Genomic DNA, 15,267 nt, shown 5'->3' with positions numbered 1-15,267 from the left:
GGTGCATGTGCCGCCAACTACCCGTCCGCCCTCCGGGTTACGGGGGCGTACGGGAGCGTCCCCGGAGTCACCGGGGGCGCTTCGGCACCGGGCGGCTCACCAGCCGCGCTCGCGCCACTCCGGAAGGTGGGGGCGCTCGTCACCGAGCGTGGTGTCCTTGCCGTGGCCGGGGTAGACCCAGGTCTCGTCCGGCAGTGCGGCGAAGAGCTTGGTCTCCACGTCCCTCAGGAGGCTCGCGAAGGCCTCCGGGTCCTTCCAGGTGTTGCCGATGCCGCCGGGGAAGAGGCAGTCGCCGGTGAAGAGGTGGGGGTGGCCGTGCGGGTCGTCGTAGACCAGGGCGATCGAGCCCGGGGTGTGGCCGACGAGGTGTCGGGCGGTGAGCTCGACCTCGCCCACGCGGATCGTGTCGCCGTCCTCCACGAGGACGTCGGTGGCGACCGGGATGCCCTCCGCGTCGTACGCGCCCGCGTACGTGGTGGCGCCGGTGGCGGCGACCACCTCGGCCAGGGCCTGCCAGTGGTCGCCGTGCCGGTGGGTGGTGACGACGGCGGCGATGCCGTCGTCACCGATCAGCGTGAGCAGGGTCTCCGCGTCGTTGGCCGCGTCGATCAGCAGCTGCTCGCCGGTGGCCCGGCAGCGCAGCAGATACGCGTTGTTGTCCATCGGGCCGACGGCGACCTTGGAGATCATCAGGTCCTTCAGCTCGTGGACGTCGGCCGGACCGCCCACCCTCACCGCTCCGCTGTACGTCATGGCCTCAGCCTAGCCCCGCACACCGACAGCGGTCCCGGGGAAGCCCGGCCTACAGCGGCGGGAGCTGGGGGAGCGGGCCGCCCTCGGCCTTCAGGGCCGAACCGTCGCGGCGGCCGGCCAGCCAGCCGAGCAGCTCGGGGGCCGGTCCGGAGACGGTCACGGGCCCGCCCTCGGCGCCGCCGCCGGTCGTCCACACCCCGCCGTCGTCGGCGCGGACGGCGGTCGCGGGGACGTCCCGGTGACCGGCGAACCGCTCGGTGAGGAAGTCGATCTCGCGCTGGACGAACTCCTCGGGGAGGTCCTCGAGCTCGTAGCCGCAGCCGAGGTCCACGTGGTGCAGGGCCACCTCGACCCAGCGGCGGAAGGGGATCCGGGAGGCGCTGTCGGTGACGCCGTTGCGCAGCTCGACGGTGCGGCTCCAGTCGGCGGGCGCGGCGGTCGCCTCCTGGAAGCGGTCGGCCGTCGCGCGCACGTCGGCGAGCTGGACGTCGAGGGGGCGGGGGGCGTCGCGCTCGATGTCCGCGTCGCGCGTCTCGGCGCTCGCGTACATCGGGCGGCCTTCGAGGACGTTCACCAGGGCGTCGGCGTTCCGGGCCAGGTGGGCGAGGACGTGGCCGCGGGTCCAGCCGGGAAGCCGTGACGGCTCGGCGACGGAGGCGTTGTCCCAGGAGGCGGCGTCGGTCAGCAGCCGCTCGGTCGCCTCGCGCAGGGAGGCGAGGTCACGCTCGTGATCGATCATGGCGCCGACCCTAGCGCCGACCACTCGTTCGGGTGAAGCAGACGGGCGAGCCCCGAAAATCGAATGTACGTGCTATAGGCTCGGTGGTGGCGACCGACGGACGAGGAAGCATCGGGCATCCTTGGTTGTTGAGCGCCTGTCGGGTGTTCAGGCACATCCGCTCTCCATCCGCTCTCTCAAGAAAGGTGCGGACCGGCGTGGCCGACCGTCTCATCGTCCGTGGCGCGCGCGAGCACAACCTCAAGAACGTCTCGCTCGACCTCCCCCGTGACGCCCTCATCGTCTTCACCGGACTCTCGGGGTCGGGCAAGTCCTCCCTCGCGTTCGACACGATCTTCGCCGAGGGGCAGCGCCGGTACGTCGAGTCGCTCTCCTCGTACGCCCGGCAGTTCCTCGGCCAGATGGACAAGCCGGACGTGGACTTCATCGAGGGGCTCTCGCCCGCCGTCTCCATCGACCAGAAGTCGACCTCGCGCAACCCGCGCTCCACGGTCGGCACCATCACCGAGGTCTACGACTACCTCCGCCTCCTCTTCGCCCGCATCGGCAAGCCGCACTGTCCCGAGTGCCGTCGGCCGATCTCCCGCCAGTCGCCGCAGGCCATCGTCGACAAGGTCCTGGAGCTCCCCGAGGGCAGCCGCTTCCAGGTGCTCTCCCCGCTGGTGCGCGAGCGCAAGGGCGAGTTCGTCGACCTCTTCGCCGACCTTCAGACCAAGGGCTACAGCCGTGCCCGGGTCGACGGGAAGACGATCCAGCTCAGCGAGCCGCCGACGCTGAAGAAGCAGGAGAAGCACACCATCGAGGTGGTCGTCGACCGCCTCACCGTGAAGGACAGCGCCAAGCGCCGCCTCACCGACTCCGTCGAGACCGCCCTCGGCCTCTCCGGCGGCATGGTCGTGCTCGACTTCGTCGACCTCCCCGAGGACGACCCCGAGCGCGAGCGGATGTACTCGGAGCACCTCTACTGCCCCTACGACGACCTCTCCTTCGAGGAGCTGGAGCCCCGCTCCTTCTCCTTCAACTCGCCCTTCGGCGCCTGCCCCGACTGCACCGGCATCGGCACCCGCATGGAGGTCGACCCCGAGCTGGTCGTCCCCGACGAGGAGAAGTCCCTCGACGAGGGCGCCATCCACCCCTGGTCCCACGGCCACACCAAGGAGTACTTCGGCCGGATGATCGACGGCCTCTCCCAGGCCCTCGGCTTCCGCACCGACATCCCCTACGCGGGCCTCCCGCAGCGGGCCAAGAAGGCCCTCATGCACGGCCACAAGACCCAGATCGAGGTGCGCTACCGCAACCGGTACGGGCGCGAGCGCGCCTGGACCAGCCCCGCCTTCGAGGGTGCCGTCTCCTTCGTGAAGCGGCGGCACAGCGAGGCCGAGAGCGACTCCAGCCGGGAGCGCTTCGAGGGCTACATGCGCGAGGTGCCCTGCCCCACCTGCCACGGCACCCGGCTCAAGCCGATCGTGCTCGCGGTCACCGTGATGGACAAGTCCATCGCCGAGGTCTCCGCCATGTCCATCAGCGACTGCGCCGAGTTCCTCTCCCGCCTGACGCTCAGCGCCCGCGACAAGCGGATCGCCGAACGTGTCCTCAAGGAGGTCAACGAGCGACTGCGCTTCCTCGTCGACGTCGGCCTCGACTACCTCTCGCTCAACCGCGCGGCCGGCACCCTCTCCGGCGGCGAGGCCCAGCGCATCCGGCTCGCCACCCAGATCGGCTCCGGTCTCGTCGGCGTGCTCTATGTGCTCGACGAGCCGTCCATCGGCCTCCACCAGCGCGACAACCACCGCCTGATCGAGACCCTCGTCCGCCTCCGCGACATGGGCAACACGCTCATCGTCGTCGAGCACGACGAGGACACCATCAAGGTCGCCGACTGGGTCGTCGACATCGGCCCCGGCGCCGGAGAGCACGGCGGCAAGGTCGTCCACTCCGGCACCTTGACGGAGCTCCTGGCCAACGAGGAGTCGATGACCGGGCAGTACCTGTCCGGCCGGAAGGCGATCACCACCCCGGAGGTCCGCCGCCCCGTCGACCCCGGCCGGCTGCTCACCGTGCACGGCGCCCGGGAGAACAACCTGCGGGACATCGACGTCTCCTTCCCGCTGGGCGTCCTCACCGCCGTCACCGGTGTCTCCGGATCCGGAAAGTCGACGCTGGTCAACGACATCCTCTACACCCACCTGGCACGCGAGCTGAACGGCGCCAAGACCGTTCCCGGCCGCCACACGCGCGTGGCGGGCGACGACCTCGTCGACAAGGTCGTGCACGTCGACCAGTCGCCGATCGGCCGCACCCCGCGCTCCAACCCGGCGACGTACACCGGCGTCTTCGACCACGTCCGCAAGCTCTTCGCGGAGACGATGGAGGCGAAGGTACGGGGCTACCTGCCCGGCCGCTTCTCCTTCAACGTCAAGGGCGGCCGCTGCGAGAACTGCTCCGGCGACGGCACGATCAAGATCGAGATGAACTTCCTCCCGGACGTCTACGTGCCGTGCGAGGTCTGCCACGGGGCCCGGTACAACCGGGAGACCCTGGAGGTCCACTACAAGGGCAAGTCCATCGCCGAGGTCCTGGACATGCCGATCGAGGAGGCCCTCGACTTCTTCGAGGCCGTCCCCACGATCGCCCGCCACCTGCGGACGCTCAACGAGGTCGGGCTCGGGTACGTCCGGCTCGGCCAGTCGGCGCCGACGCTCTCCGGCGGCGAGGCGCAGCGCGTCAAGCTCGCGTCCGAGCTCCAGAAGCGGTCGACCGGTCGCACGGTCTACGTCCTGGACGAGCCGACCACCGGTCTGCACTTCGAGGACATCTCGAAGCTGATCAAGGTGCTGTCCGGCCTCGTCGACAAGGGCAACTCGGTGATCGTCATCGAGCACAACCTGGACGTCATCAAGACCGCGGACTGGATCATCGACATGGGCCCGGAGGGCGGCAGTGGCGGCGGCATGGTCGTCGCCGAGGGCACCCCCGAGGAGGTCGCCTCGGAGCCGGCCAGCCACACCGGCAAGTTCCTCCGCGAGATCCTCGGCCCCGACCGGATCAGCGACGCGGGGGTGTCTGCGGCACGCGGGACGGCGAAGAAGGCGGCCGTGGTGAAGAAGACGGCCGCGGTCAAGAAGACGGCGGCGGTCGCGAAGAAGACGGCCGCCGCCAAGACCGCCAAGTCCGCCAAGGCGGCGCCGGCCAAGAAGACGACGGCCCGCACCCGCAAGGCATGACGCCGGCGCCGGGCCGTCCGGCGGGTCCCGAGGGGCCCGGACGGCCCGGCGTGCCGTCGGCCGCGTGGGCGTCAGTCGCCCCCGCAGGGGGCCGACTGCCTCCGGCCGGTCGACGCGGCACCCTGCCGGATGCTCCGGCCTCGGCCCCGGTATCCGACGAGGTGGGGCCGTGCCCCGCGCGGCGGGGCCGGTGGTGTGGGGGGCGCGTAGGGGTTCGGCTCCCCGGCCTCGGCCCCGTCCCCGGCCCCGGTGCTCGGCGGGCTGAGGCCGTGTCCCGTACGGCGGGGCCGGTGGCGTGGGACATCGCATACGGGCTCGGCCTCTGAGCGCCCGGCCCTGGCCGCCCGGCGGGCGGGGCCAGAGGGTGTCGTGCACGGGGCCGGCTCCCGGATTCGTACCGGGGCGGCGGGGGCGCATGGTCCGGGCGCTCGCCTCCGCACAAACATCCCGCCCCGGCCGGGTATCCCGTCCGACGTCCGTGGAGGCGGTGGGGCGTCGGGTACGGGGGCGGTGCACGGGTCCGTGGTGCGCGGCGTGCGGCGAGCCGGTACGGGGTGGCGGGGGGGCGCCCGCCTCCGCACGGGCCTCCTGCCCGCCCGGCATCCCGGTCCGCCCCGCAGCCGTTCCGTCCGGCGCCAGGGGCGGGCGGAACCGGGCAGAACGGCGCGGGTATCGTCGGGGGCGACCACCCTTCCTCCGTCACCACGTGGAGCGACCATGTCCGGCCAGTCCACCCGCCGCACCGTTCTGAAGGGCGCCGCTCTCGCCGGTGCCGCCGGGCTGGGAGTCGCCGCCTGCTCCACCGATTCCAAGCTGGGGCACGCCCAGGTGCCGACCCCGACCGCGCCGGTCCCGCTCGGGTCGCCGGACGAGGTGCCGGTCGGCGGGGCCAAGCTCTACCGTGAGCAGCGGGTGCTCGTGAGCTGCCCGGCCAAGGGGCAGTACAAGGCGTTCAGCGCCCAGTGCACCCACGCCGGCTGTGTCCTCGACAAGATCGAGGACAACGAGGGCAACTGCCCCTGCCACGGCAGCCGCTTCGACTGCACCACCGGCAAGGCCCTCAAGGGACCCGCCACCGTCCCGCTCCCCGAGGTCGAGGTCCGGGTCGAGAACGGCACGCTGGTCGCCGGTCCGAAGGCCGCGCCCAGCGCCTGAGCCGGGCCGCCCCGAGGGGTCCGCTCACTCCCAGTCCCAGTCGATCCCCAGGATCCCGGGGCGCACCCCCTGCTCCACGAGGTGCACCGTGCGGTGCCGGCCGTTGAGGGTCAGCTCCGTACGGCCACCGCGCGGCGCGCCCGCCGAGGCCTGGGTGAAGCGCCGGCACCGTACCGGCAGCGCCGCCTCGTCGAAGGCCACCTGGAGCACGTACTGCCCGCCCGCGAAGTTGAAGCCGCGGAGGTACTCGCCGCTCGGCCCGGCCGTCCCGTCCTCGAAGCCGTACGAGAACAGATGGGTGTCCCCGGCCCGCAGCCGCGCGTCGAAGAGCAGCTCGGCGACCAGCACCCCCGTACCGGCGTGCCAGCGCACCCGCCCCGTGCGGCAGTTCTCCACCGCCCGCACCCGCACCCGCGCCGGGTCGCACCCCGGGTCGCCGTGGTGGATCGCGAGGTAGCGGTCGACGCCGTCCCGGTGCGCCCGCACCACGTGCTCCGAGGTGCGCCCCACCAGCTCCCTGGCCGGCCCTATCCGCACCCGTTCGTGGTGGCCCACCGTGTGCAGCCCGCCGTCCGTCGGTGACTCCAGCTCCGCGAAGAGCTCCTCCACCGCCCCCGACGCCTCCACCAGCGAGCGGTACGAGCGGACCATCGGCCGTTCCGTTCCCTCCCGGGCCGCCGCGTCCTCCGCCAGCAGCCGCAGCAGTGAGTTCCCCGGCAGCTGGAGCACCTCCTCAAGGGCCCGGACGGCCTTCAGGGACTCCGGCCGCTGCGGCCGCCGGGCGCCCTGCTGCCAGTAACTCAGCGAGGTCACCCCGACCTTGACCCCCCGATGGGCGAGATGGTGCTGCACCCGCTGGAGCGGCAGACCGCGCACGGCGAGCGCGGTGCGCAGGGCCAGGTGGAAGGGGCCGGTGTGCAGCAGCTGCACCAGATCGGCCTCGGTGTGGCTCACACGGCCTCCTCGGTGTCCTCGGCGTACGGGATGTCCCCGGCGTACGCGGTGTGCGCGGTCTGCGGGGTGAACGTTCACGCCCGGGGCACGGACCGACGCGGTCCGGACGGCGGACGGGCTGGTGGACGGTGTGGCGCGTTCACACGCGCGCCACACCGTTCACAGCCCGATGTCACCCCGCATTGAAGCGTGTTGACCCGCTCCCGACAACGACCGATGCTCCAAGCGGTGTCCGGACGCCACCTCCACCCCCCACTCATCCCCACCCCCCGCACTGGGAGGAACCCCCATGCGCAGACCATCCCAGAACAGGAAGAGAAGCCTCGTGGCGTGCGCCGCCGCCGCACTCCTCCTCCTCGTCCCCACCGCGGCCTCGGCGTCCGCCGCGCCGGCCCCCGCCCCGGTGGCGGGCGAGACCGCCTCCGTCCTCGCCGCCAAGCGCCTGAACATCACCATGCAGGCCCAGCAGAAGACCAACTGGTGCTGGGCGGCCTCCGGGAACACCATCGCCACCTGGTACGGCCGCAACTACAGCCAGAACCAGTTCTGCAACGCCGCCTTCCAGCGGCAGCAGGGCTACGACTGCCCCAACTGGCAGGCCACCCTCGGCAACGTCCAGACCGGCCTGCGCTGGGCGGGCATCAGCCCCGGCTGGTACGTCGACGGCTGGCTGCGCTACTCCACCGTCCAGGCCGAGATCGAGGCCGGCCGGCCGGTCGAGACCCGCATCCAGTGGTCGGGCGGCGGCGGTCACATGCACGTCCTGTACGGCTACGACGACGCGAACAGCTGGGTGTACTGGGGCGACCCCTGGCCCTCCAGCAACCGCTACAACTGGGCCTCCCACGCGTGGTACGTGAACAACGCCTCCTTCTCCTGGACCCACTCGCTCTACCGGATCGGGGCGTGATCATGACCACTCGGGCACTCGTGACCGGAGCCGCCGCCGCGCTCCTCGCCCTCGGCGCCGCCTCCCCGGCCGCCGCCGAGCCCCTGCCGGCCACGCCGGTCGCGCCGACCGCCGAGCAGGCCGCCGCCGCGCCGGAGACCCTGGCCACCCTCGGCCGCTTCTTCGCCCGGGACGGGGCGCTCTCCCGTACCGCCGCCGCACCCCGGATATCCGGGGCTTCCGTCCCGGTACGGATCCTCTCCGCGGAGTTCGTCGCCGGTACGGCGGGCGCGCCCGTGGCCCGCGAGGAGTACCGGGCCAGCCTCGCCGTCGCCGCCGACGGGCAGAAGGCGTCCCTGTGGACGGTGAAGCGCCCCGGCGGCTGGCAGGTGGTGAACATCGCCACCGGCGACGACGAGATCCGCTACGCGCGCGAAGGCGCCCGGCGGCTCCCCGGCGGGCTCGTCTTCCGCGAGCCGCAGATCGACGCCTGGTACGTCCAGAAGGGCGGCAAGGTGCTGCCGCTGGACGAGGACGCGGTGGCGGCCGTCGGACGCGACGGGACGACCCTCGCCGCCTACCGCGACCGCGTCACGCGCGCGTACGCCGACAAACTCCCCGGCTCCGCCTACGCCCGCAAGGGCGCGGCCGGCGGCTACGCCCCCGAGGCCGCGGTCCCCGGGGCCGTCGCCCCCGGAGCCGTAGCCCCCGAGCGGTCGGCCGTGGCGGCGGGTGAACCCCGCCACCAGCCCGCCGCGGCCACCGCCGCCTCCACGGTCGCCGCCCTCGGCGCCGTGACGGCCCTGGCCCTGACCGGCGCCGCCGCCCTCCGCCGCCGCACCACCGCGCGCCACGTCCGGCAGTCCTGACCCTCCGGACCGTCCGGACCGGGGCGGGAACCGGCTCACGAGGCCGCTAACGGCACGCACGGCTCGGGCCGCCCGCAAGGCGGCCCGGGCCCGCACCCGACGCGGGACCCCCGGGGACACCCCCGCCCCGGCCCCGTACCCCCGCACCGGCCCCTCCCCGCCCGCCCGGAGCGCCCGCGCGACAACCCTCCGTGTCGGTCGCCGCCAGTAGGGTGGGGAGCATGGCCGACCCCTCCAGCTACCGCCCCGCGCCGGGGCAGATCCCCGACTCGCCGGGGGTCTACAAGTTCCGGGACGAGCACCGGCGAGTGATCTACGTCGGGAAGGCGAAGTCCCTCAAACAGCGGCTGGCGAACTACTTCCAGCCGCTCGTGAACCTGCACCCGCGGACCGCCACCATGGTGACCACGGCCGCCTCCGTGGAGTGGACCGTCGTCTCCACCGAGGTGGAGGCGCTTCAGCTGGAGTACTCCTGGATCAAGGAGTACGACCCCCGGTTCAACGTGAAGTACCGGGACGACAAGAGCTACCCCTACCTCGCGGTCACGCTGAACGAGGAGTTCCCCCGCGTCCAGGTCATGCGCGGGCACAAGAAGAAGGGCGTGCGGTACTTCGGGCCGTACGCGCACGCGTGGGCGATCCGCGAGACCGTCGACCTGATGCTGCGGGTCTTCCCCGTACGGACCTGCTCGGCGGGCGTGTTCCGGAACGCAGCCTCGGCCGGACGGCCCTGCCTGCTCGGCTACATCGGCAAGTGCTCGGCGCCCTGCGTCGGCCGGGTCACGCCCGAGGAGCACCGCGAACTCGCCGAGGAGTTCTGCGACTTCATGGCCGGCCGCACCGGCACCTACCTCCGCCGCCTGGAGAAGCGGATGACGGAGGCGGCCGAGGAGATGGAGTACGAGAGGGCCGCCCGGCTCCGCGACGACATGGAGGCCCTGCGCCGGGCCATGGAGAAGAACGCCGTCGTCCTCGCCGACGCCACCGACGCCGACCTCATCGCCCTCGCCGAGGACGAACTGGAGGCCGCCGTCCAGATCTTCCACGTCCGCGGCGGCCGGGTCCGCGGCCAGCGCGGCTGGGTCACCGACAAGGTCGAGGCCGTCGACACCGCCGGACTCGTCGAGCACGCCCTCCAGCAGCTGTACGGCGAGGAGAGCGGCGACGCCGTCCCCAAGGAGGTCCTGGTCCCCGCCCTGCCGGACGACGCCGAGGCCGTCACCGCCTGGCTCACCGGCCGCCGCGGGGCGAACGTCTCCCTGCGGATCCCGCAGCGCGGCGACAAGAAGGACCTGATGGCGACCGTCGCGCGCAACGCCCAGCAGGCCCTCGCGCTGCACAAGACCAAGCGGGCCGGTGACCTCACCACCCGCTCCCGGGCCCTGGAGGAGATCGCCGAGGCCCTGGACCTGGACTCGGCGCCGCTGCGCATCGAGTGCTTCGACATCTCCCACCTCCAGGGCGAGGACGTCGTCGCCTCCATGGTCGTCTTCGAGGACGGGCTGCCCCGCAAGAGCGAGTACCGCCGCTTCCAGATCAAGACCTTCGAGGGACAGGACGACGTCCGGTCCATGCACGAGGTGATCAGCCGCCGCTTCCGGCGCTACCTCGCCGAGAAGGAGAGGACGGGGGAGTGGGGCGAGGCCGGCGAGGTCCCCGTGGACGAGTCCGGCGAGGAAGGCCGGCCCAAGCGCTTCGCCTACCCGCCGCAGCTCGTCGTCGTCGACGGCGGACAGCCGCAGGTCGCCGCCGCCCGCCGCGCCCTCGACGAGCTCGGCATCGACGACATCGCCGTCTGCGGGCTCGCCAAGCGCCTGGAGGAGGTCTGGCTGCCCGGTGAGGACGACCCCGTGGTGCTGCCCCGCTCCAGCGAGGGCCTGTACCTCCTCCAGCGGGTCCGTGACACGGCTCACGACTTCGCCATCCGCTACCAGCGGTCCAAGCGGACCAAACGGCTGCGGAGCAGCCCCCTCGACGCCGTCCCCGGCCTCGGCGACACGCGCAAGCAGGCCCTGATCAAGCATTTCGGCTCGGTGAAGCGGCTGAAGCAGGCGACAATCGAGCAGATCTGTGAGGTCCCCGGCTTCGGCCGGAAGACCGCGGAGGCGGTCGCCGTGGCCCTGGCCCGGGCGGCCCCCGCCGCACCCGCCGTGAACACGGCCACAGGAGAGATCATGGAAGACGACGGGGGCACCACCGCATGACCGAGCGCCACCCCGGCGACGGGCACCACACGCACGACGGGCACCACCGAGAAGACGGAGCAGGACACGTGAGTACGGGCACGAAGGAGACCGCGGGCGACAACGGCGCCGAGGCGGCCATCCCCGAGCTGGTGATCATCTCCGGCATGTCCGGCGCCGGCCGGTCCACCGCGGCGAAGTGCCTGGAGGACCTGGGCTGGTTCGTCGTCGACAACCTGCCGCCCGCGCTGATCCCCACCATGGTGGAGCTCGGCGCCCGCTCCCAGGGCAACGTCGCCCGGATCGCGGTCGTCGTCGACGTCCGCGGCCGGCAGTTCTTCGACGCCCTGCGGGAGTCCCTCGCCGACCTCGAAGCCAAGCAGGTCACCCGCCGGATCGTCTTCCTGGAGTCCTCCGACGAGGCCCTGGTCCGCCGCTTCGAGTCGGTCCGCCGCCCCCACCCCCTCCAGGGCGACGGCCGCATCGTCGACGGCATCGCCGCCGAGCGCGACCTGCTGCGCGAGCTGCGCGGCGACGCCGACCTGGTCATCGACACCTCCAGCCTCAACGTCCACGAACTGCGCGCCAAGATGGACGCCCAGTTCGCCGGCGAGGAGGAGCCCGAGCTGCGGGCCACCGTCATGTCCTTCGGCTTCAAGTACGGCCTGCCGGTCGACGCCGACCTCGTCGTCGACATGCGCTTCCTGCCCAACCCGCACTGGGTCCCCGAGCTGCGCCCGTACACCGGCCTCAACGAGGAGGTCGCGAACTACGTCTACAACCAGCCCGGCGCCAAGGAGTTCCTGGACCGCTACACCGAGCTGCTCCAGCTGATCGCCGCCGGCTACCGCCGCGAGGGCAAGCGGTACGTGACCATCGCCGTCGGCTGCACCGGAGGCAAGCACCGCTCCGTCGCCACCGCAGAGAAGCTCGCCGCCCGCCTCGCCGCCGAGGGCGTCGAGACCGTGGTCGTCCACCGCGACATGGGGCGCGAGTGAAGCCGTACCGCCGGCGTACCTCCTCCACCCTCTCGGTGCGGCGGACGCTCCGCAGGCGCGGCGCCCAGCCGAAGGTCGTCGCCCTCGGCGGCGGCATGGGACTCTCCGCCTCCCTCGCCTCCCTCCGGCGGATCACCGGCGACCTCACCGCCGTCGTCACCGTCGCCGACGACGGGGGCTCCAGCGGCCGGCTCCGCGAGGAGCTGGGCGTGCTGCCCCCCGGCGACCTGCGCAAGGCGCTCGCCGCGCTCTGCGGCGACGACGACTGGGGCCAGACCTGGGCCCGGGTCATCCAGCACCGCTTCCGGTCCAAGGGCGAGATGGGCGGCCACGCCGTCGGCAACCTGCTGATCGTCGCCCTCTGGGAGCAGCTGGGCGGCGACCCCGTGCAGGCCCTGGACCTGGTCGGCCGGCTGCTCGGCGCCCAGGGCCGGGTGCTGCCCATGTCCGCCGTGCCGCTGGAGCTCCAGGCCCTGGTCAAGGGGCACGACCCGGAGCGCCCGGAGGACGTGGACACCGTGCGCGGCCAGGCCACCGTGGCGCTCACCCCCGGCGAGGTGCAGTCCGTGCACCTGGTGCCGCACGACCCGCCGGCCGTCCCGGAGGCCGTCGCGGCGGTCCTCGACGCCGACTGGGTGGTGCTCGGCCCCGGCTCCTGGTTCTCCTCGGTGATCCCGCACCTGCTCGTGCCCGAACTCCTCGACGCCCTGATCGAGACCAAGGCCCGCAAGGTGCTCTCGCTGAACCTCGCGCCCCAGCCAGGAGAAACCGACGGCTTCTCCCCGCAGCGTCATTTGGAGGTTTTGGGACGACACGCCCCTAAACTCGCCCTGGACGTGGTGCTGGCCGACGAGGCCGCCGTGCCCGACGTGTCAGCCAGGGAGCCCCTCGTCGACGCCGCCAAGCGGCTCGGCGCCGCGCTGGAGCTGGCACCGGTGGCCCGCGCCGACGGCGCTCCGAAGCACGACCCGGAGCGGTTGGCCGCCGCGTACGACCGTATTTTTCGGATGCATGGAAGGATCGGCCCATGGCGATGACGGCAGCGGTGAAGGACGAGATCTCCCGGCTTCCCGTCACCCGGACCTGCTGCAGGAAGTCGGAGGTCTCGTCGATCCTGCGGTTCGCGGGCGGTCTGCACCTGGTCAGCGGCCGGATCGTGATCGAGGCGGAGCTCGACACGGCGATGGCGGCCCGGCGGCTGAAGCGGGACGTCCTGGAGATCTTCGGGCACAGCTCGGAGCTGATCGTGATGGCCCCCGGCGGGCTGCGCCGCGGCTCCCGCTTCGTGGTGCGGGTGGTCGCCGGCGGCGACCAGCTGGCCCGCCAGACGGGCCTGGTCGACGGCCGGGGCCGCCCCATCCGGGGCCTCCCGCCGCAGGTGGTCTCCGGGGCCACCTGTGACGCCGAGGCGGCCTGGCGCGGGGCCTTCCTCGCCCACGGCTCGCTGACCGAGCCCGGCCGCTCCTCCTCCCTGGAGGTCACCTGCCCGGGACCGGAGGCCGCGCTCGCCCTCGTCGGCGCCGCCCGTCGGCTCTCCATCGCCGCCAAGGCCCGCGAGGTCCGCGGCGTGGACCGGGTCGTGGTCCGCGACGGCGACGCGATCGGCGCCCTGCTGACCCGGCTCGGCGCGCACGAGTCGGTGCTGGCCTGGGAGGAGCGGCGGATGCGCCGCGAGGTCCGCGCCACCGCCAACCGCCTGGCCAACTTCGACGACGCCAACCTGCGCCGCTCGGCCCGCGCCGCCGTCGCCGCCGGCGCCCGGGTGCAGCGCGCCCTGGAGATCCTGGGCGAGGAGGTCCCCGAGCACCTCGCCGCCGCAGGCCGGCTCCGCATGGAGCACAAGCAGGCCTCCCTGGAGGAGCTGGGCGCCCTCGCCGACCCGCCGCTCACCAAGGACGCGGTGGCCGGCCGGATCCGCCGGCTGCTCGCCATGGCCGACAAGCGGGCGCAGGACCTGGGCATCCCCGGCACCGAGTCGAACCTGACGGAGGAGCTGGACGAGAGCCTGGCCGGCTGAGCCCGCCGCCGCGCGGGACGCCCCCTGCGGACCGACCGAACTCCGGCCTGCCGGTGCCTTTCTGAGGCACCGGCAGTTCCGTTCGTACGCCCGACCGTGCCCCGCGAGAAGGGCCACCGCCTCCCTCGGCCGGTCCCCCGCCGCTGACGGAGCGTGACGGGGGTGAAACTCCCCTGGCGGCCCGTACCTGTCGACAGGTGCGGGCCATCGGCCTTTTCGGGTCTTTTCCGTCCTTGCTCTCCGGGCTCGAACGGCTGCGCTCGATGTCACTCCGGCCTTCCCGGAGAGGTAGGGTCATAAGCGGTCGGGGACATCCCAAAAAAATCAAGAGCTCGCCGGTGTGACATTTCACCCGGCGTTTCCTAACGAGGAGATCGGTTCGTGACGATCCGCGTAGGCATCAACGGCTTCGGCCGCATCGGCCGCAACTACTTCCGCGCGCTTCTCGAGCAGGGTGCCGACATCGAGGTCGTGGCCGTCAACGACCTGGGCGACACCGCGACCACGGCCCACCTGCTGAAGTACGACACCATCCTGGGTCGCCTCAAGGCCGAGGTCTCCCACACCGCGGACACCATCACCGTCGACGGCCACACCATCAAGGTGCTGTCCGAGCGCGACCCCGCCGACATCCCGTGGGGGGAGCTGGGCGTCGACGTCGTCATCGAGTCCACCGGCATCTTCACCAAGCGCGAGGACGCGGCCAAGCACCTCGCCGGCGGCGCCAAGAAGGTCCTCATCTCGGCTCCGGCCAAGGACGAGGACATCACCGTCGTCATGGGTGTCAACCAGGACGCGTACGACCCGGCGAACCACCACGTCATCTCCAACGCGTCCTGCACCACCAACTGCGTCGCCCCGATGGCCAAGGTCCTCGACGAGAACTTCGGCATCGTCCGTGGTCTGATGACCACGGTCCACGCCTACACCAACGACCAGCGCATCCTGGACTTCCCGCACAAGGACCTGCGCCGCGCCCGCGCCGCCGCGGAGAACATCATCCCGACCACGACCGGTGCCGCCAAGGCCACCGCCCTGGTCCTCCCGCAGCTCAAGGGCAAGCTGGACGGCATCGCCATGCGCGTCCCCGTCCCCACCGGCTCCGCCACCGACCTGGTCGTCACCCTCGACCGCGAGGTCACCCGGGACGAGATCAACGCGGCGTTCAAGAAGGCCGCCGAGGACGGCCCGCTCAAGGGCGTCCTCTTCTACACCGAGGACCCGATCGTCTCCTCGGACATCGTCAGCGACCCGGCGTCCTGCACCTTCGACGCCTCCCTGACCATGGTCCAGGAGGGCAACAACGTCAAGGTCCTCGGCTGGTACGACAACGAGTGGGGCTACTCCAACCGTCTCGTCGACCTCACCACCTTCGTCGGCGGACGGCTCTGAGGTACTAGGGTTCAGCAGGGCAGGCTTTCGATGTGAGCAGGGCTCGGGCAGCGCGACGGAGCGCTGCGCGGGCCCTGTCTCGTGTGCTCCACCG

12 protein-coding genes are annotated in these 15,267 nt (G+C 72.4%); 9 read left to right on the top strand and 3 right to left on the bottom strand.

The window, feature by feature from the left end; all coding sequences use genetic code 11:
- Positions 1–96: 96 nt before the first annotated feature.
- Positions 97–753 carry an MBL fold metallo-hydrolase gene (locus QK442_RS00315; RefSeq protein WP_282691685.1) on the bottom strand — a complete coding sequence of 219 codons (657 nt, stop codon included), beginning with the start codon at positions 751–753 and terminating at the stop codon, positions 97–99.
- Between the two features lie 49 nt (positions 754–802).
- Positions 803–1,492, bottom strand: coding sequence for a maleylpyruvate isomerase family mycothiol-dependent enzyme (locus tag QK442_RS00310; protein ID WP_282691684.1), 690 nt, complete (start codon positions 1,490–1,492; stop codon positions 803–805).
- 197 nt (positions 1,493–1,689) lie between these two features.
- Between QK442_RS00310 and uvrA the strand changes: the two genes are divergently transcribed.
- A complete protein-coding gene (gene uvrA, locus QK442_RS00305; RefSeq protein ID WP_282691683.1) occupies positions 1,690–4,716 on the top strand; it encodes an excinuclease ABC subunit UvrA in 3,027 nt (1,008 codons plus the stop codon).
- Positions 4,717–5,433: 717 nt separating this feature from the next.
- Positions 5,434–5,871 carry a Rieske (2Fe-2S) protein gene (locus tag QK442_RS00300; RefSeq protein WP_282691682.1) on the top strand — a complete coding sequence of 146 codons (438 nt, stop codon included), beginning with the start codon at positions 5,434–5,436 and terminating at the stop codon, positions 5,869–5,871.
- Positions 5,872–5,895: 24 nt separating this feature from the next.
- On the opposite strand, the gene QK442_RS00295 is transcribed toward QK442_RS00300, so the two are convergent.
- Entirely contained in the window at positions 5,896–6,825 is a 930-nt protein-coding gene (locus QK442_RS00295) for a hypothetical protein (protein WP_282691681.1), read from the bottom strand.
- A gap of 289 nt (positions 6,826–7,114) precedes the next feature.
- Between QK442_RS00295 and QK442_RS00290 the strand changes: the two genes are divergently transcribed.
- The 7 genes from QK442_RS00290 to gap all read left to right on the top strand — a co-directional run bounded on the left by QK442_RS00290 (position 7,115) and on the right by gap (position 15,173).
- The gene (locus QK442_RS00290; protein WP_282691680.1) at positions 7,115–7,735 is read left to right on the top strand and encodes a papain-like cysteine protease family protein; all 621 of its coding nucleotides are present in this window, start codon (positions 7,115–7,117) and stop codon (positions 7,733–7,735) included.
- A 2-nt stretch (positions 7,736–7,737) separates the two neighbouring features.
- Entirely contained in the window at positions 7,738–8,583 is an 846-nt protein-coding gene (locus tag QK442_RS00285) for a hypothetical protein (RefSeq protein WP_282691679.1), read from the top strand.
- A gap of 221 nt (positions 8,584–8,804) precedes the next feature.
- The gene (gene uvrC / locus QK442_RS00280) at positions 8,805–10,787 is read left to right on the top strand and encodes an excinuclease ABC subunit UvrC (RefSeq protein WP_282691678.1); all 1,983 of its coding nucleotides are present in this window, start codon (positions 8,805–8,807) and stop codon (positions 10,785–10,787) included.
- Positions 10,784–11,764 (top strand): RNase adapter RapZ, encoded by a 981-nt coding sequence (rapZ, locus tag QK442_RS00275; protein ID WP_282691677.1) that lies wholly within the window; start codon positions 10,784–10,786, stop codon positions 11,762–11,764. The genes uvrC and rapZ overlap by 4 nt, the downstream gene beginning before the upstream one ends.
- Positions 11,761–12,801 (top strand): uridine diphosphate-N-acetylglucosamine-binding protein YvcK, encoded by a 1,041-nt coding sequence (yvcK, locus tag QK442_RS00270; RefSeq protein ID WP_282691676.1) that lies wholly within the window; start codon positions 11,761–11,763, stop codon positions 12,799–12,801. Before rapZ ends, yvcK begins: the two co-directional genes overlap by 4 nt.
- Complete coding sequence (whiA, locus tag QK442_RS00265; RefSeq protein ID WP_282691675.1) at positions 12,792–13,781, top strand: DNA-binding protein WhiA; 990 nt, start codon at positions 12,792–12,794, stop codon at positions 13,779–13,781. The genes yvcK and whiA overlap by 10 nt, the downstream gene beginning before the upstream one ends.
- Before the next feature lie 381 nt (positions 13,782–14,162).
- The gene (gene gap / locus QK442_RS00260; RefSeq protein WP_282691674.1) at positions 14,163–15,173 is read left to right on the top strand and encodes a type I glyceraldehyde-3-phosphate dehydrogenase; all 1,011 of its coding nucleotides are present in this window, start codon (positions 14,163–14,165) and stop codon (positions 15,171–15,173) included.
- Positions 15,174–15,267 lie beyond the last annotated feature (94 nt).

This window comes from Streptomyces sp. CC208A (assembly GCF_030010625.1).
Lineage (GTDB): Bacteria > Actinomycetota > Actinomycetes > Streptomycetales > Streptomycetaceae > Streptomyces.
The sequence above is the reverse complement of the archived record's forward strand: the minus strand, read 5'-3'. Positions and strand labels throughout refer to the sequence as shown.